Source organism: Pseudomonas sp. G3-19 (genome assembly GCF_054855875.1).
The window spans coordinates 4,598,809-4,616,333 of sequence record NZ_JBMPIQ010000003.1 but is presented as its reverse complement, the minus strand read 5'-3'; the positions used below and the strand labels follow the sequence as shown (position 1 = coordinate 4,616,333).

At 60.0% G+C, this 17,525-nt stretch carries 18 protein-coding genes; 11 read left to right on the top strand and 7 right to left on the bottom strand.

Annotation, left to right across the window (positions count from 1 at the left end; genetic code table 11):
- The first annotated feature begins 83 nt into the window (after nt 1-83).
- From ACOYXI_RS21175 to ntrC, 4 genes are all read left to right on the top strand, one after another.
- Nucleotides 84-596 (top strand): DUF4124 domain-containing protein, encoded by a 513-nt coding sequence (locus tag ACOYXI_RS21175; RefSeq protein WP_139053571.1) that lies wholly within the window; start codon nt 84-86, stop codon nt 594-596.
- On the top strand, nt 593-1,210 hold the full coding sequence (locus tag ACOYXI_RS21170; RefSeq protein ID WP_134785221.1) for a DUF4124 domain-containing protein: 618 nt from the start codon (nt 593-595) through the stop codon (nt 1,208-1,210). The genes ACOYXI_RS21175 and ACOYXI_RS21170 overlap by 4 nt, the downstream gene beginning before the upstream one ends.
- 231 nt (nt 1,211-1,441) lie before the next feature.
- Nucleotides 1,442-2,527: a nitrogen regulation protein NR(II) gene (gene glnL / locus ACOYXI_RS21165; RefSeq protein ID WP_007961730.1), complete on the top strand. Its 1,086-nt coding sequence runs from the start codon at nt 1,442-1,444 to the stop codon at nt 2,525-2,527.
- Entirely contained in the window at nt 2,524-3,960 is a 1,437-nt protein-coding gene (gene ntrC / locus ACOYXI_RS21160) for a nitrogen regulation protein NR(I) (protein ID WP_007961729.1), read from the top strand. The genes glnL and ntrC overlap by 4 nt, the downstream gene beginning before the upstream one ends.
- Before the next feature lie 518 nt (nt 3,961-4,478).
- Here ntrC and ACOYXI_RS21155 read toward each other — a convergent pair.
- Nucleotides 4,479-4,919, bottom strand: a complete 441-nt coding sequence (locus tag ACOYXI_RS21155) for a hypothetical protein (protein ID WP_098966760.1) — start codon at nt 4,917-4,919, stop codon at nt 4,479-4,481.
- On the opposite strand from ACOYXI_RS21155, the gene ACOYXI_RS21150 reads away from it, so the two are divergent.
- Nucleotides 4,918-5,373 carry a tRNA (cytidine(34)-2'-O)-methyltransferase gene (locus tag ACOYXI_RS21150; RefSeq protein WP_003220777.1) on the top strand — a complete coding sequence of 152 codons (456 nt, stop codon included), beginning with the start codon at nt 4,918-4,920 and terminating at the stop codon, nt 5,371-5,373. The genes ACOYXI_RS21155 and ACOYXI_RS21150 overlap by 2 nt on opposite strands.
- 130 nt (nt 5,374-5,503) lie before the next feature.
- On the opposite strand, the gene secB is transcribed toward ACOYXI_RS21150, so the two are convergent.
- The 3 genes from secB to ACOYXI_RS21135 are packed head-to-tail and all read right to left on the bottom strand — an operon-like array spanning nt 5,504 to nt 6,716.
- Nucleotides 5,504-5,989, bottom strand: coding sequence for a protein-export chaperone SecB (secB, locus tag ACOYXI_RS21145; RefSeq protein WP_027611264.1), 486 nt, complete (start codon nt 5,987-5,989; stop codon nt 5,504-5,506).
- A gap of 57 nt (nt 5,990-6,046) precedes the next feature.
- Complete coding sequence (gene grxC, locus ACOYXI_RS21140) at nt 6,047-6,301, bottom strand: glutaredoxin 3 (protein ID WP_098966759.1); 255 nt, start codon at nt 6,299-6,301, stop codon at nt 6,047-6,049.
- Between the two features lies 1 nt (nt 6,302).
- A complete protein-coding gene (locus ACOYXI_RS21135; protein WP_007961724.1) occupies nt 6,303-6,716 on the bottom strand; it encodes a rhodanese-like domain-containing protein in 414 nt (137 codons plus the stop codon).
- Between the two features lie 154 nt (nt 6,717-6,870).
- Between ACOYXI_RS21135 and gpmI the strand changes: the two genes are divergently transcribed.
- From gpmI to ACOYXI_RS21105, 6 genes are all read left to right on the top strand, one after another.
- A complete protein-coding gene (gene gpmI, locus ACOYXI_RS21130; protein WP_098966757.1) occupies nt 6,871-8,397 on the top strand; it encodes a 2,3-bisphosphoglycerate-independent phosphoglycerate mutase in 1,527 nt (508 codons plus the stop codon).
- Nucleotides 8,398-8,649: 252 nt separating this feature from the next.
- Nucleotides 8,650-9,936 (top strand): murein hydrolase activator EnvC family protein, encoded by a 1,287-nt coding sequence (locus ACOYXI_RS21125; protein ID WP_134785220.1) that lies wholly within the window; start codon nt 8,650-8,652, stop codon nt 9,934-9,936.
- Nucleotides 9,937-9,967: 31 nt separating this feature from the next.
- Nucleotides 9,968-11,287 (top strand): S41 family peptidase, encoded by a 1,320-nt coding sequence (locus ACOYXI_RS21120; protein ID WP_047600888.1) that lies wholly within the window; start codon nt 9,968-9,970, stop codon nt 11,285-11,287.
- 2 nt (nt 11,288-11,289) lie between these two features.
- Nucleotides 11,290-12,066 carry a divergent polysaccharide deacetylase family protein gene (locus tag ACOYXI_RS21115; RefSeq protein ID WP_098966753.1) on the top strand — a complete coding sequence of 259 codons (777 nt, stop codon included), beginning with the start codon at nt 11,290-11,292 and terminating at the stop codon, nt 12,064-12,066.
- A gap of 130 nt (nt 12,067-12,196) precedes the next feature.
- Nucleotides 12,197-13,675, top strand: a complete 1,479-nt coding sequence (locus tag ACOYXI_RS21110) for a S1 family peptidase (RefSeq protein ID WP_461675253.1) — start codon at nt 12,197-12,199, stop codon at nt 13,673-13,675.
- A 207-nt stretch (nt 13,676-13,882) separates the two neighbouring features.
- A complete protein-coding gene (locus ACOYXI_RS21105) occupies nt 13,883-15,187 on the top strand; it encodes a Vps62-related protein (RefSeq protein ID WP_461675252.1) in 1,305 nt (434 codons plus the stop codon).
- Here the strand turns inward: ACOYXI_RS21105 and ACOYXI_RS21100 are convergent.
- From ACOYXI_RS21100 to hisA, 3 genes are all read right to left on the bottom strand, one after another.
- On the bottom strand, nt 15,168-15,923 hold the full coding sequence (locus ACOYXI_RS21100; protein ID WP_225137127.1) for a substrate-binding periplasmic protein: 756 nt from the start codon (nt 15,921-15,923) through the stop codon (nt 15,168-15,170). The genes ACOYXI_RS21105 and ACOYXI_RS21100 overlap by 20 nt on opposite strands.
- A 73-nt stretch (nt 15,924-15,996) precedes the next feature.
- Complete coding sequence (gene hisF, locus ACOYXI_RS21095; protein ID WP_007909211.1) at nt 15,997-16,767, bottom strand: imidazole glycerol phosphate synthase subunit HisF; 771 nt, start codon at nt 16,765-16,767, stop codon at nt 15,997-15,999.
- 9 nt (nt 16,768-16,776) lie between these two features.
- Nucleotides 16,777-17,514, bottom strand: a complete 738-nt coding sequence (gene hisA / locus ACOYXI_RS21090) for a 1-(5-phosphoribosyl)-5-[(5-phosphoribosylamino)methylideneamino]imidazole-4-carboxamide isomerase (RefSeq protein WP_115988409.1) — start codon at nt 17,512-17,514, stop codon at nt 16,777-16,779.
- Nucleotides 17,515-17,525 lie beyond the last annotated feature (11 nt).

The following is a 17,525-nucleotide window of genomic DNA, read 5'->3' as shown; positions in this document are numbered from 1 at the left end:
GATCTCCGGATATGTCCCGGGTTGGGCCAACCGCCGCACCTGGCCTATGCTGCACCCCATCGCTTTCTTTCCCGGTCGATTTCATGGGTCGCACCTTTCTCTACATCCTGCTGCTGATCGCCCTGCCCGCCGCCGCGCAGATCTACAAGTACACCGATGCCAATGGCAACACGGTTTACAGCGATCACTCGCCGGACGGTGTTCAGGCGCAGCCGGTCGAGTTGCCGCCACTCAACCGCGTCGAGCCACAGGCACCGAGCGCGCCAGCGCCTTCAAGCACCGACACACGCCCCGCGGCACGCAGTGCCTACGAGGTGCTGGAGCTGACCGGCCTGCCCAGCGAAGAAGCGCTGCGCGCCAACAACGGCACCTTCACTGTCAATGTGCTGATCAAGCCGCGCCTGCAGGCACCGCACCAATTAAGGCTGATCCTGGACGACGCGCCTTACGGCCAGCCGAGCAACGTACCGATCCTGCAACTGGTGAATGTCGATCGTGGCGAGCATCGTCTCGCGGTGCAGGTGATCGACGGCGAAGCGATCATCCAGCAGAGCCCGGCGGTGGTGTTCACCGTACAGCGGGTGCACAAGCCGTGAGAATTTTCTGGCTGATCCTGTGCCTGTTCGCCCTGCCCGTTTCGGCAGAGGTCTTCACCTATGTCGACGCGCAGGGCAATCGCGTCTACACCGACCAGCCGCGCGGCAACGCCAAGCGCGTACCTATCGCCACCAGCAATCGCATGTCAGCCAACCCTACGGCTGCTGTACCAATCAGCACTGCGAAAAAGGTCGCGGAACAACCACCGTTTCACTACGACATGCTGCGCATCCTGATCCCCGAGCCGGATGCGACCCTTCGCAGCAGCGCGGGCGAGGTGATCGTCAGTGTCACCAGCGAACCTGGCTTACAGCAGGGCCATCGCTATCGCCTGCTGCTGGACGGCCAGGCCACTGGCGAGCCGGGACTGAGTCCGGTATTCCCGCTGAGCAACATCGACCGCGGCAGTCACAACCTGTCGGTGGAAATCCTTGATGAGCAGGGTCGCACTGTCGAGCGCACCGCCAACCAGCCGTTCCACATGCTGCGCATCTCGCTGGCGCAGAAACGCCAGGTCAAACCCTGCGTCAGCGAGGACTACGGCGTGCGCCCGGAATGTCCGCTGAAAGACAAACCCGCCGAAGAAAAAAATCCCTTCCTGCGCTTCTTCTAACGCCATTCAGCTTTACGCACTATATTGGTGCAATAGGCTGCACCGTACCCAGATTCCAACCCATTTTGGTTCGAAACTTCCCGTTCGAGCTGGCATCCTGCCACGCAAACGAGCGTCAAACGCCTGTTTCACGGGTTGAACGCTTCTTTTCGGAGCCTTGGTTTGGTTTTTGCATTTTCCGTTTAACGACGCCTGCTTCTTGCGCACGCTCCGCCCCCAAAAGAGGCTCCGATGACTATTAGCGACGCAATCCACCGTTTGCTGCTCGACAACCTGACCACCGCCACCATCCTGCTCGACGCCGAACTGCGCCTCGAATACATGAACCCGGCGGCCGAGATGCTGCTGGCCATCAGCGGTCAGCGCAGCCATGGGCAGTTCATCAGCGAGTTGTTCACCGAGTCCACCGAGGCGCTCAACTCGCTGCGTCAGGCGGTCGAACAGGCACACCCTTTCACCAAGCGCGAAGCGATGCTCACTGCCCTCACCGGCCAGACCCTGACCGTGGACTACGCAGTGACGCCGATCCTCAGCAACGGCGCGACCATGCTTTTGCTTGAGGTGCACCCACGTGATCGCCTGCTGCGGATCACCAAGGAAGAGGCGCAACTGTCCAAGCAGGAAACCAGCAAAATGCTGGTGCGTGGTCTCGCCCACGAGATCAAGAACCCGCTCGGCGGCATCCGTGGCGCCGCGCAGTTGCTGGCCCGCGAATTGCCGGAAGACAGCCTGCGCGACTACACCAACGTGATCATTGAAGAGGCCGACCGTCTGCGCAATCTGGTCGACCGCATGCTCGGCTCGAACAAGCTGCCGTCGCTGGCGTTGTGCAACGTTCACGAAGTGCTCGAACGCGTCTGCCAACTGGTCGAAGCGGAAAGCCAGGGCTGCATCACCTTGGTGCGCGACTACGACCCGAGCATTCCCGACGTATTGATCGACCGCGAACAAATGATTCAGGCCGTACTGAACATCGTGCGCAACGCCATGCAGGCGATCAGCAGCCAGAACGAGCTGCGTCTGGGCCGCATCAGCCTGCGCACCCGGACCATGCGCCAGTTCACCATCGGCCACGTCCGCCATCGCCTGGTGACCAAAATCGAGATCATCGACAACGGCCCGGGGATCCCTGCAGAACTTCAGGAAACCATCTTCTTTCCCATGGTCAGCGGCCGCCCGGACGGTACCGGGCTGGGCCTGGCCATCACCCAGAACATCATCAGCCAGCACCAGGGCCTGATCGAGTGTGACAGCCACCCCGGCCACACCACGTTCTCGATCTTTCTGCCACTGGAACAAGGAGCCACATCGACATGAGCCGTAGTGAAACCGTGTGGATCGTCGATGACGACCGTTCTATCCGTTGGGTTCTGGAAAAGGCCTTGCAGCAGGAAGGCATGACCACGCAGAGCTTCGACAGCGCCGATGGCGTGATGAGTCGTCTGGCCCGTCAGCAGCCTGATGTGATCATTTCCGACATCCGCATGCCGGGCGCCAGTGGCCTCGACCTGCTGGCACGTATCCGCGAACAGCACCCACGGCTGCCAGTGATCATCATGACCGCGCACTCCGACCTCGACAGCGCCGTTGCGTCTTATCAGGGCGGCGCTTTCGAATACCTGCCGAAGCCGTTCGACGTCGACGAGGCGGTATCGCTGGTCAAGCGCGCCAATCAGCATGCGCAAGAGCAGCAAGGCCTGGAAGTGGTGCCGGCGCTGACCCGCACTCCGGAAATCATCGGCGAAGCGCCGGCGATGCAGGAGGTGTTTCGCGCCATCGGCCGCTTGAGCCACTCCAACATCACCGTGCTGATCAACGGCGAATCCGGCACCGGTAAAGAACTGGTGGCCCACGCCCTGCACCGCCACAGCCCGCGCGCGGCCTCGCCGTTCATCGCGCTGAACATGGCGGCGATCCCCAAGGACCTGATGGAATCCGAGCTGTTCGGCCACGAGAAAGGCGCATTCACTGGCGCGGCCAACCTGCGTCGCGGACGCTTCGAACAGGCTGACGGCGGCACGCTGTTCCTCGACGAAATCGGCGACATGCCGGCCGATACCCAGACCCGTTTGCTGCGGGTGCTGGCCGACGGCGAGTTCTATCGCGTTGGCGGGCATGTGCCGGTCAAGGTCGACGTGCGGATCATTGCTGCAACTCACCAGAATCTGGAAACCCTGGTGCATGCCGGGAAATTCCGTGAGGACTTGTTCCACCGCCTCAACGTGATCCGCATCCACATCCCGCGTCTGTCGGACCGTCGCGAAGACATCCCGACCCTGGCCAAGCACTTCCTCAGCCGCGCCGCACAAGAACTGGCGGTGGAGCCGAAGCTGCTCAAGAGCGAGACCGAGGAATACCTGAAGAACCTGCCATGGCCGGGCAACGTGCGGCAGCTGGAGAACACCTGCCGCTGGATCACCGTGATGGCCTCCGGACGCGAAGTGCACATCAGTGACCTGCCACCGGAACTGCTGAGCCTGCCGCAGGACTCGGCGCCAGTGACCAACTGGGAGCAGGCGCTGCGCCAGTGGGCCGATCAAGCGTTGGCCCGTGGCCAGTCGAGCCTGCTCGACAGCGCGGTGCCGGCGTTCGAGCGGATCATGATCGAGACCGCACTGAAGCATACGGCCGGTCGCCGGCGTGATGCGGCGGTATTGCTCGGCTGGGGGCGTAATACCCTGACGCGCAAGATCAAGGAATTGGGGATGAAGGTGGACGGTGGGGATGATGATGAGGGGGATGAGGGCTGATCAACCACGCCCCCTCTGAGAGTGGGTTGCTCACGAAAGCGCTGTTCATGAAACGTATCAGTGACTGACGCGACGCCTTCGCGAGCAAGCCCGCTCCCACAGTGGCCCCGCCGTGCACCAACCTAATGCACTTTGACCCGTGATCGGGCATCGCAGCCGGTGCAAAAACCATCCAGGCAAGACTGAAAAAACCGACCAGTAAAAACTCGAAAGCCCCGATTTATGGGGCTTTCGCGCATCTGAATCTTTTTTCTGTTTCGAAATACTAAAACTGGCACGCGCCCTGCAATAACCCTCACAGGTGATTCGATTCACCACCCGTTTCGGGGACCTTGGTACAGGCAGGCCGGGGATTCCCCTCTTTACACCGGGTTCAAACCGCAACGCGGCGAACCCATCCTTTTGGGATCCTTGGTACAGGCAGGCCGGGGGTTCCCTCTTTACACCGGACCGACGCTCTCAGCGAAGTCCACCCCGTTTTGGGAGCCCTGGTACAGGCAGGCCGGGGATTCCCGCTTTTATTGCTCCCGGAGATGGATCTCCAGCCGCCAGCGGTCATCGACCTTGCTCCCGGCCCACTCCCCTTGCAGCGGCCGCGCCGCCAGCACCGTCAGCAACAACCCACCGTCACTCACGCGCGTTCGCCAGTTCACGTCCTTGCCGTTGAGCTTGAGCTGACCCTTTTGCGCCTTGCCCTCTGCCTGAAACAACAGGGCCACGGTGCCATCGATGATTTCACCGTGCAGCTTCGGTTCGTTGTTGAACCACACCACCAGGCCGTCACCGGTCACGTCGACCTGCTGCAGCACGCTGGGGTCCGGCGTGGTCAGGCGACCGATCATCAAACCGACCATCACGCCGACAATCGCCAGCGAACCGATCACCCGCGGGAATAGTTTCGAACGCGGGTCGGCTTGCGGCGTAGAATGCGCGTCATCTTTACCTTCGGAGCCGTGCATGTTTCACGTCATCCTTTTTCAACCAGAAATTCCGCCGAACACCGGCAACGTTATCAGGCTGTGCGCCAACAGCGGCTGCCACCTGCATTTGATCGAACCGCTGGGTTTCGAGATGGACGACAAGCGCTTGCGCCGGGCCGGTCTCGACTACCACGAATATGCCACGTTGCAGCGCCACGCCGACCTCGCCAGTTGCCTGGAAAGCCTCGGCAACCCACGGCTGTTCGCGTTCACCACCAAGGGCTCGCGGCCGTTTCACGACGCCGCGTTCGTCCCGGGCGATGCGTTCATCTTCGGCCCGGAAAGCCGTGGCCTGCCGCCGGAAGTGCTCGACGCCCTGCCCGCCGAACAGCGCCTGCGTCTGCCGATGCGTGAAGGCTGCCGCAGCCTGAACCTGTCCAACACCGTGGCGGTGGCCGTGTACGAAGCGTGGCGGCAGAACGACTTCAAATAAGTGCACATAACAAATGTGGGAGCGGGCTTGCTCGCGAAGGCGTCGGATCAGATGACATTGATGTCGCCTGACACTGCGCTTTCGCGAGCAAGCCCGCTCCCACATTGGACTTGCGTCGTCGCTCAGATACTTACTGAACGGTCGGCGTCTCGCCAGCTTCCTGCATGCGCTGCAGTTCTTGTGCGTACAGAGCGTCGAAGTTCACCGGCGCCAGCATCAGGGCCGGGAACGAACCACGGGTCACCAGGCTGTCCAGGGTTTCGCGAGCGTACGGGAACAGGATGTTCGGGCAGAACGCACCCAGAGTATGGCTCATCGAAGCCGCATCGAGGTTCTTGATCAGGAAGATACCGGCCTGTTGCACTTCAGCGATGAAGGCCACTTCGTCGCCGTTTTTCACGGTCACGGACAGGGTCAACACGACTTCGTAGAAATCGCCTTCCAGCTCTTTCTGACGAGTGTTCAGGTCCAGGCCGACGGTCGGGTCCCACTGCTGGCGGAAGATCGCCGGGCTTTTCGGGGCTTCGAAGGACAGATCGCGTACGTAGATGCGCTGCAAGGAGAATTGCGGTGCGGTTTCTTCTTCGCTGGCTGCAGTGTTCTGTTGGTCAGTCATCTCAGATCCTTTCTGATCTTGGGTCTTTTAGGGATTGCTGTACGTGGGTGCAGCCGTTCAGGCCTTGAGCAGCGCGTCGAGCTTGCCGGCGCGCTCCAGGGCATACAAATCATCACAACCGCCGATGTGCTTTTCGCCGATCCAGATCTGCGGCACGGACGTGCGTCCGGCCTTCTGGCTCATGGCAGCACGAATCTGCGGCTTGCCATCGACCTTGATCTCTTCGAAGGCCACACCTTTGTTCACGAGCAATTGCTTGGCTCGCACGCAATAAGGGCAGTAATCGCTGGAGTAGACGATGACTTCGCTCATATCACTTCACCAGCGGCAGGTTGTCGCCTTTCCAGCTGGAAATCCCGCCGGACAGCTTGGCGGCAGTGAAGCCGGACTTCATCAGCTCGCGAGCGTGGGTGCCAGCGGTCTGGCCCAGGGCGTCGACCAGAATGATGGTCTTGGCCTTGTGCTTTTCCAGCTCGCCGGTACGCGCAGCCAGCTTGTCTTGAGGAATGTTGATCGCGCCAACGATATGGCCGGCGGCGTAATCTTTCGCCGGACGGATGTCCACCACCACGCCTGCGTCCTTGTTGACCAGTGCGGTCAGTTCGCCGGTGCTCAGGCTTTTACCGCCGCCCTGCATCGTGTGCGCCAGCAGCAGAGCCAGCAGTACGACGAAGATACCGACAAGAATGTAGTGGTTAGTGGCAAATTCAATCAGGTGAGCAACCATCGAAGGAGGTTCCAGGGCGTTAAAATGTCGGCCAGTATACACAGCCACTATGGTGGGCCAAACCCCGTCCGGCGGTGACGTGGTCGGAACTAAGCATTAAACTCGCCACTCCCTTTTCCATCGCCCTCTTCTTTATTAGCCACGAGTGGATTCCATGACTACCACGCCTAAACCTTTGGTCCTGATGATTCTCGACGGCTTCGGTCACAGTGACAGCCACGAATCCAATGCCGTGTATGCGGCGAAGAAGCCTGTGCTCGATCGTCTGTGGGCCACGGTGCCGAACGGCCTGATCTCGGGCAGCGGCATGGACGTCGGCCTGCCGGACGGCCAGATGGGCAACTCCGAAGTCGGCCACATGAACCTCGGCGCCGGGCGCGTGGTGTATCAGGACTTCACTCGCGTGACCAAAGCGATCCGCGACGGTGAGTTCTTCGACAACCCGACCATCTGCGCTGCCGTGGATAAAGCCGTGGCCGCCGGCAAAGCCGTGCATTTCATGGGTCTGCTGTCCGATGGCGGCGTGCACAGCCACCAGGATCACCTGATCGCCATGGCCGAACTGGCCTTCAAGCGCGGCGCCGAGAAAATCTACCTGCACGCCTTCCTCGACGGTCGCGACACGCCACCGAAAAGCGCCGCGTCGTCAATCGAACTGCTCGACGCGACCTTCCAGGCGCTCGGCAAGGGCCGCATCGCCAGCCTCATCGGTCGCTACTTCGCGATGGACCGTGACAACCGTTGGGACCGCGTATCTCAGGCCTACAACCTGATCGTCGACGGCAACGCCGAATTCAACGCCGCCACCGCTCAGGAAGGCCTCGACGCCGCCTACGCCCGTGGCGAGAGCGACGAATTCGTCAAAGCCACCACCATCGGCGAGCCGGTCAAGGTCGAAGACGGCGACGCCGTGGTGTTCATGAACTTCCGCGCCGATCGTGCCCGCGAGCTGAGCCGAGTATTTGTCGAAGACGATTTCAAGGAATTCGAGCGCGCGCGCCAGCCAAAAGTGCAGTACGTGGGCTTGACCCAATACGCCGCCAGCATTCCAGCCCCTGCAGCCTTTGCTCCGGGCAGCCTGGAAAACGTGCTTGGCGACTACCTGGCAAAAAACGGCAAGACTCAGCTGCGCATCGCCGAAACCGAAAAATACGCGCACGTGACCTTCTTCTTCTCTGGCGGCCGCGAAGAGCCGTTCCCGGGTGAAGAGCGCATCCTGATCCCGTCGCCGAAAGTCGCCACCTACGACCTGCAACCGGAAATGAGTGCACCCGAGGTCACCGACCGCATCGTCGACGCCATCGAGCATCAGCGTTACGACGTGATCGTGGTCAACTACGCCAACGGCGACATGGTCGGCCACAGCGGCGTGTTCGACGCTGCGGTAAAAGCCGTGGAATGCCTGGACACCTGCGTCGGACGCATCGTCGAGGCGCTGGAAAAGGTTGGCGGCGAAGCGTTGATCACCGCCGACCACGGCAACGTCGAAAAAATGGCCGATGAAGAAACCCACCAGGCGCACACCGCGCACACCACCGAGCCGGTGCCGTTCATTTATGTCGGCAAGCGTGACCTCACGGTCCGTGAAGGCGGCGTACTGGCGGACGTGGCACCGACCATGCTGATGCTGTTGGGTCTGGAGAAACCGGCGGAAATGACTGGTACCTCGATTCTGGTCTGAACGAATCCATAAAACGCCGCAAAACCCTGTAGGAGTGAGCCTGCTCGCGATAGCAATCTGACAGTCGACTACTCTGTTGAATGTGAGAACACCATCGCGAGCAGGCTCACTCCTACATTTGTTTATGGTGGCTTCAAAGATTATTTTCAGCTGTATCTCCAGCCAGTTATCACACAAGCCCAATTGGGCGTTTTTTTTGCAGCCTCGGGCGGGCATACTAGGCCGTCCATTACCCTGGTGCCGCCCGCCTCTATGCTCCGCGTCCTGATCGCCCTCGCTCTGACCTGCCTGCTCCAACCGGCCTTCGCTGACGAGCGCGCGCAAACCCAACAGCAGCTGGATGCCACGCGTCAGGACATTGCCGAGCTGAAAAAGCTGCTGGGCAAGCTGCAGGAAGAAAAGTCCGGTGTGCAGAAAGAGCTCAAGGGCACCGAGACCGAGATGGGCAAGCTCGAGAAGCAGGTCGATGCCCTGCAAAAAGAGCTGAAGAAAAGCGAATCCGAGCTGCAGCGACTCGATGCGGAGAAAAAAAAACTCCAGAGCGCGCGCACTGAACAACAGCGACTGATCGCCATCCAGGCCCGAGCGGCCTACCAGAACGGCCGTCAGGAATACCTCAAGCTGCTGCTCAATCAGCAGAATCCCGAGAAATTCGCCCGCACCCTCACCTATTACGATTACCTGAGCCAGGCCCGCCTGGAGCAGTTGAAGAACTTCAACGAAACCCTGCGCCAACTGGCCAATGTCGAAAAAGACATCGCCATGCAGCAGGCGCAATTGCTGGTGCAGAAAAGCAGCCTCGACAGCCAGCGCGACGAGCTGGAAAAAGTCCGCAAGGAGCGCCAGCAAGTCCTCGCCAAGCTCAACGATGACGTGAAAGCCCGCGACCAGAAACTGGCCGCCCGCGAGCAGGATCAGGCAGACCTGTCTAAAGTCCTTAAAACCATTGAAGAAACCCTGGCCCGTCAGGCCCGTGAGGCAGAAGAAGCGCGGCAGAAAGCGCTGATCGCCCAGCAGGAAGCGGAAAAAAAGCGTTTGCGTGAGGCGCAGGCTGAAAACAGCGACGCCCCACGAAAAACCGTCAAATCAACCCCCGGCGCGCTGGTGTCCAGCAGCGGTGAGACCTTCGGTGGCCCTTTTGCTGCAACCCGGGGAAAACTTCCGTGGCCGGTTGATGGTCGATTGCTGGCACGCTTCGGCGAAAGCCGTGGCGACGATGCCCGCACCAAGTGGGATGGCGTGATGATCAGCGCCGCTGCCGGCAGCCAAGTGCATGCCGTGCATGGCGGGCGTGTGGTGTTCGCCGACTGGTTGCGTGGCGCCGGGCTGCTGGTGATCCTTGATCACGGCAATGGTTATCTGAGTCTTTACGGTCACAACCAGACACTGCTCAAGTCGGCCGGTGACGTGGTAAAAGCCGGTGAGTCGATCTCCACTGTGGGTAACAGTGGCGGTCAGGACACACCAGCGCTGTATTTCGCAATTCGTCAGCAGGGTCACCCGAGTGATCCGGCGCAATGGTGCCACGCGCAAGGATAAGCGCGTCGCCTAATTCAGGAGTTCGTTCGACATGCTGCATTTGTCCCGCCTTACCTCGCTGGCCCTGACGATCGCCCTGGTGATCGGCGCGCCTCTGGCGTTCGCCGCTCAACCGGCCCCGGCCGTCGCTCCGGCAGGCACTGCCGCGACCGCCAAGGCCCCGTTGCCGCTGGAAGAGTTGCGCACCTTTGCCGAGGTCATGGACCGGATCAAGGCGGCGTATGTCGAGCCGGTGGATGACAAGACCCTGCTGGAAAACGCGATCAAGGGCATGCTCAGCAACCTCGATCCGCACTCCGCGTATCTCGGCCCTGAAGACTTCACCGAACTGCAGGAAAGCACCAGCGGCGAATTCGGCGGCCTGGGCATCGAAGTCGGCTCCGAAGACGGTTTCATCAAGGTCGTCTCGCCGATCGACGACACCCCGGCGTCGAAGGCTGGCATCCAGGCCGGTGACTTCATCGTCAAGATCAACGGTGCGCCAACTCGCGGCCAGACCATGACCGAAGCCGTGGACAAGATGCGCGGCAAGATCGGTCAGAAAATCACCCTGACCCTGGTGCGCGACGGTGGCACGCCGTTCGACGTGACCCTGGCCCGCGCCGTGATTCAGGTGAAGAGCGTCAAGGCGCAGCTGCTGGAATCGGGCTACGGCTACATCCGCATCACCCAGTTCCAGGTCAAGACCGGCGAAGAGGTCTCCAAGGCCCTGGCCAAGCTGCGCAAGGACAACGGCAAAAAGCTCAACGGCATCATCCTCGACCTGCGCAACAACCCGGGCGGCGTGTTGCAGGCGGCAGTGGAAGTGGTCGACCACTTCATCAAGAAAGGCCTGATCGTCTACACCAAAGGCCGGATCGCCAACTCCGAACTGCGCTTCTCCGCCACCGGCAAAGACGAAAGCGAAGCGGTGCCGATGGTCGTGCTGATCAACGGTGGCAGCGCCTCGGCTTCGGAAATCGTCGCCGGCGCCCTGCAGGATCAGAAACGCGCGGTAGTCATGGGCACCACCAGTTTCGGCAAAGGCTCGGTGCAAACCGTGCTGCCGCTGAACAACGACCGCGCGCTGAAGATCACCACGGCACTGTACTTCACGCCGAACGGCCGCTCGATCCAGGCCCAGGGCATCGTCCCGGACATCGAAGTGCGCAAGGCCAAGATCACCAACGAAGCGGACGGCGATTACTTCAAGGAAGCCGACCTGCAAGGTCACTTGGGCAACGGCAACGGCGGCGCAGACAAGCCGACCGGTTCCGGCGCCAAGGCCAAGGCCATGCCGCAGGATGACGATTACCAGTTGGCCCAGGCCCTGAGCCTGCTTAAGGGCTTGAGCATCACGTCCGGCCGTTGAGGATGTCTTTGCGTTTGCTCTTCGTCCTGCTGTGCTGTCTGGCGGGTGCTGCTCACGCAGAACCCGCCAGGACGCCACCGCCAAAAGCCTACCTGACGCTGATCATCGACGACCTGGGGCAGAACCTGCCCCGGGATCGCCGTGTGCTGGCCCTGCCCGGCCCGGTGACCACGGCGATCATGCCCGACACCCCGCACGCCACCGAATTCGCCCGCGAAGCCCATCGCGCCGGCAAGATCGTGATCCTGCACATGCCGATGGATCCGGCCACCGGTCCGTACGCCTGGCACCCCGAACTGCCGCTCGAAGAGCTGCAAAAGCGCCTCGACGCCGCGTTCAAAATGGTCCCTTACACCGCGGGCATCAACAACCACATGGGCAGTCGCATGACCGCCCAGCCGGTGGCGATGGCGTGGCTGATGGGTGAGTTGCAGCGTCGGCACAAGTTCTTCGTCGACAGCCGCACCAGCGCGCAGACCGTGGCGGCGCAGCAAGCACAGAAGATCGATCTGGCGAGTGTTTCGCGCGATGTGTTTCTCGATGACGAACGCACCGAAGCCGCCATTTTCAACCAGCTGCAGACGGCGATCAGTCTGGCCCGCAAGCAGGGCTCGGCAGTGATGATCGGCCACCCTTACCCGCAGACGCTGGCGGTGCTGGAACGTGAATTGCCGAAGCTCAAGGCGCAAGGCATCGAGTGGATCGATATCAAGCAGATGATCAGCGTGCGGAGTAACAAAGCGACAGCTGCACACGGGAAGAATGGAATTTATCGTTAAGCTATCAACTGATTAAATTCTCATAAGCCTCTACGTCCAAAATAAGCAGCAATAACTTATAGAACCGACTCAAACCTAACTGTCTTATTCTGCGCCAGTCTTGCACCCATATATTAGCCAAGGACTGGCCATGAACTTTAAATATATCCACCCAAGCTTTTTATTACTGACTGCCTTCTCACTTCCTGCCTGTTCCAACCCTGTCGATTACGGCAAGGGCGCTGAAAACTTCTCACCGTCGCAACACCTGACTAACAAAGATGGCGAAAATAACCACTGGATGGGAATCGGCGAGTACAAAAGCCGCGAGCACGGTTCCTGCACCGCCTTCCTGATCGACACAAACAGCTCTCGCCCCTCTGATTCCGCCTATGCATTGACCAGTGCGCACTGCGTGGGCAAGGAAAACGGGGTCATGCGAATGGATGACCCTATCGAAGCCAGCATTACATTCAACAACTTCATCGATACGACTGCTGCCTCCAGGACTGTGCCTGTGAAGAAAGTAGCCTGGAGCAGTATTCAGGGTGTCGACCTGGCTCTGTTGGAGCTTGGAGTATCACAGGGCGAACTTCTGGCACAGGGCATCACGCCCATGAAACTGACCCGGCAGGCGCCGGCAGAAGATAGCGACATTCTGATTGTGCACAAACCCGTTGGTGCTCCATTACAAATGTCAGCCTGCACCCACATGCCCTCCCCGGCGATTTTCGAAAAGCCCTGGGTTTGGCGGCATACCGTCAGCAACCAATGCAAAGATATTGCTTCCGGAAGCTCGGGGAGTCCGGTCATCGTTCGAGCGACCAACGAGGTCTATGGCGTCCTTGGGACCTTGGCTCACCATCTGACGCCGCTGCCTGGATACGGTCAGATGCCGAGCGGCAGTTACGGCAGTCCCACCTCGGTTTTCAACAACTGCTTTATCGATGGCAAACTCAATACGGATCCGCAGGTGTGCGAATTATTTCCGGCAGCCTCTATCAGACTGCCTGCCCAACTGCCAACGCATGCAAAGATCAGCGTAAACGCTCAGGGCAACTACGTTTATCCAGAATGGAACTTTGAAATAACCGCCAGCACCCGGTTTATCCGGACCAAACGCACGTCTGACCCGGTCGAATGCGAAGTTCCGCAAGACTACAGCCAGCCAATCACCAGCGGCACTGCGCCGACTCGATTAAATGTTCCGATGGGACCTGAAACCGGGCCTAGCAACCTTTGCATCATCGCCACAAACAGTACTGAGGACATATTACCCGCAGGCACTTATCGCAATGCCGTCACTGTTCCCACTTATCTGGTTGATGCGGGCCCGACGCCTGTTCCGACCATAGAGACTTCGTTTAACAAAGAGATAAACAGGGCACTGATTCTGTGGCCGGAACGCAAGAACGAGGGTCTTGATCGATACGAGGTAAAAGGCGGCCTTGCTGAAAAAGTCAGTTGCGAAGACCCACAGGGTTATAGGCATGTGACCTCCAATTGGCTACGCCCGCAAAGCAACTTCCCCCTCAAACTCTGCGTTTACGCTGTCGACCCCAACAATCAGCGCTCAGAATTGAAGGAATACATCCTGGAATGGGAAGCGCTCAAAAACAGCGCCCCCTGAGCTGATCAGTGACGTCGGCCTTGTGCTTCTGCATCAATAGGCAAAACAGGAGCGCAAGGCTGCCCATGGCAAGGAACGGTTTTTTTGGAAATAACTGGTCACGACGTCATACATAGTTACCGCCAGAGACCGGTTGCGATTACCGATAGTGAGACCTGCAACGGGTCGCGACTCCCTTGAGTCGCCGTTCAACTATCAGGAGTGACCATGACCATTCATGACCAGGCCGCAGCGCCATCCAGGCAAATCGAGCCGATCCGACACGACAATCTGCTGATCCATTTCACCACGGAATTTCACCGGATCTGGGACAGCACCGGCTCACGGGCTAAACCCGCGGCCTTCTGGCGCCCGACTCCGGCGCCGGATGTATTGCCGGGCTATTTCCCGCTCGGCGACGTGTTCGTCGCCGGGCACGACAACATTAACGGCAGCACCGTGGTAGCTGTGGTTTGTGAAGCCGATGCACCCAGTGCAGATCCGGCCAGAGGCCCGGCATTAAGGCGCCCGGAGGATTTCGAACTGATCTGGAAAGATTCCGGCTCAGGCTCGAAGAAAGACGGGGCCGTATGGCGACCGATCGCCCCGCAAGGCTATGTGGCCATGGGCGCGGTCTGCTCCAATGATCACGAAAAACCTTCACTCAATGCGGTTCGCTGTGTACGCGCCGATCTGGTGATCGCCTCGGACGTTGGCGAACTGATCTGGAATGACAGGGGCAGCGGTGCCAGACAGAGTTTCAGCGCCTGGAGCGTCACACCGACGAATGCGCCGCCGGGAGAGATTCATTTCGCACCAGGCACCTTTGTTGGGGCAAGCAGTTTCAACCGGCCAGAGAGCAATGTCGGTGCCTATTCACTACGGATGCAGATCGCGCCACTGATCCAGTCATCGCCACAGCTGCCGATGCTCTTGGCAGCGGATGCCCCTGAAACCAAGGGAGCGGCCACCCTCGCCCAAGTCATCAAGCTGCCATGGTTCGTGGTCAAGGATGACTTGTCGCCAATTGATCAATTACGCACCACGCCTTTTTATCGCCTGGAAAGAACCGACCAGTACTATTTGGTTGGGAGCGGACACAACACAGGCGAGGAGGCACGGGCTTTCAAGTGGACTGCGCAGCGGCTGCAGAATCCGAAGACGCTGCGTCTGTTCACTCAACTTACCGCGATCAGTTTTGTGAGCCCGTGGGCAACGAAGGCAGACGCTCCTGTGTCACTCCCATTCTCGGCAAGACTGGACAGCCAGTTCACTCACAGCGAGACGTCAACCAGTGGTTGGCAGACTCCATTTGTTACCCATGTGATCGCGATGGCCGGCAAAGGCAAATTCGTCGCGGTTTATCAACTGGAGAGTTTCTACGAGCTGCGTCGTGCTGACGGCTCGCAAGCGGGGATCAATCTGGCTTACACCCAGAACGATAACCTGAGTCTGCTGCAGTATCCGCCGCAAGAATGCACCCACCAGGCAACAGACAAGTCGTTGCCGACGGCTACAGATAGCGCCCCATGATCTCGTCGACAACCCCGTCCTTGCGCATCTGATCCAGCGCCGCCTGCAGCCTGGCGACCGTTGCGTCCGACACATCCTTGTTCAGCGCCAGATATAACTCGGCGCTGTTGAAGCGCAACACGGTCTTGAGTCCAGTGACCCCGTCCTGCCGCGCCAGATAACGCCCGGCAGGATCACCCGTGGCCCACAGGTCGATCTGGCCATTGACCAGTTTTTTCGCGTTGTCCTGATCGCGCAGAACGACCGTAGGCTTCAAGCCCTGCTTGGCCAGCGTCTCGGCAATCGCATCGCCTTTGTAGGCACCGATCCTGTATTTGCGCGCATCGTTGAGGGTGTCGAGGGTGATTTTGCTGTCGGCCCTGGCCAACATGATCCAGTCGTCCGGACCGATCGGGCCGACCCATTTGAACAGGTTTTCGCGGTCCGGCAGGCGGGCCATCACGAAGGCGCCGTAACCGGGGTTTTCCAGCGCCAGTTTGTAGACGCGCTCCCATGGGAAGCGCAGCGTCAGGCTATAGGTGAGCCCGGCGCGCTTGAACATTTCGCGCACGATGTCGGCGGCAATGCCGTTGATGTTCTCGCCCTTGGCGAAATTCTTGCCGTCTTTCGCCATGTTGTAGGGCGGAAAGTTTTCGGTGAGGAGCACCAGATCGGTGTCGGGACTGTTTTCGGCCCGCGCCGTGTTGAGCAACAACACAGAGGCACTGGCGAGAACAAGAAGCAGGCGTTTGATCATGTCGGGCTACCGGAATCCATGGCGTGCCCAAGAGTGCCTTGGGTACGCCATGCTGTCCACTGGCCTGTACGGTTTAGCGCATCACGATGCCGCGTTTGGCCATATACGCTTTCGCTTCCTGCACAGTGTATTCGCCGAAGTGGAAAATACTCGCCGCCAGTACCGCGCTGGCGTGGCCTTCAAGGATGCCGTCGGCCAGATGCTGCAGGTTGCCGACGCCGCCGGAAGCGATCACCGGAATGCCCAGCGCATCGCTGATCGCGCGGGTCACGCCGAGGTCGAAGCCGTTTTTCATGCCGTCCTGATCCATGCTGGTCAGCAGGATTTCGCCGGCACCGAGGCCTTCCATTTTCTTCGCCCACTCGACCGCGTCGAGGCCGGTTGGCTTGCGCCCGCCGTGGGTGAAGATTTCCCAGCGCGGGGTTTCGCCCGGGCCGGAGACTTTCTTCGCGTCGATGGCGACGACGATGCATTGCGAGCCGAAATGCTGCGCCGCTTCGCCAACGAATTCCGGATTGAACACCGCTGCGGTGTTGATCGAGACCTTGTCCGCACCGGCATTGAGCAGGTTGCGGATGTCCTGCACGGTGCGCACGCCACCGCCGACGGTCAGCGGAATGAACACCTGGCTGGCCATGCGCTCGACGGTATGCAGCGTGGTGTCGCGACCATCGACGCTGGCGGTGATATCGAGAAAGGTAATCTCGTCGGCACCCTGCTCGTCATAACGACGGGCGATTTCCACCGGGTCGCCGGCATCGCGGATGTTCTCGAACTTCACGCCTTTGACGACCCGGCCGTTGTCCACGTCCAGGCAAGGGATGATGCGTTTGGCCAGCGCCATGGTCAGTCCTCAGCCTTGGTACGAATCGCAGAAAGCTTGCGCTTCGGCGACGTCGAGGGTGCCTTCGTAGATCGCCCGGCCAGTGATTGCACCGATGATGCCCGGCGCCTTGGCGTCGAGCAGCGACTTGATGTCACCCAGATTGTGGATACCGCCGGACGCGATCACCGGGATCTTCGTCGCTGCAGCCAGCGCAGCGGTGAACGGTACGTTGCAGCCCTGCATCATGCCGTCTTTGGCGATGTCGGTATAAACAATCGACGAGACGCCGTCGGCTTCAAACTGCTTGGCCAGGTCGATGACCTGCACGGTGCTGATTTCCGCCCAGCCGTCGGTGGCGACGAAACCGTCTTTGGCATCCAGACCAACGATGATCTTGCCCGGGAACGCGCGGCAGGCTTCAGCGACGAACGCCGGATCTTTAACGGCTTTGGTGCCGATGATCACGTAGCTGACGCCCGCCTTGACGTAGTGCTCGATGGTTTCCAGCGAGCGGATACCGCCACCGATCTGGATCGGCAGGTTCGGATAGCGCTTGGCGATTGCGGTGACCACTTCGCCATTGACCGGCTGACCTTCGAATGCGCCGTTCAGATCGACCAGATGCAGACGACGACAACCGCCCTCCACCCACTTGGCAGCCATGCTCACCGGGTCCTCGGAGAACACTGTGGAATCTTCCATGCGGCCCTGGCGCAGACGTACGCAGGCACCGTCTTTAAGATCGATAGCGGGAATAATCAGCATCTGGCAAACCT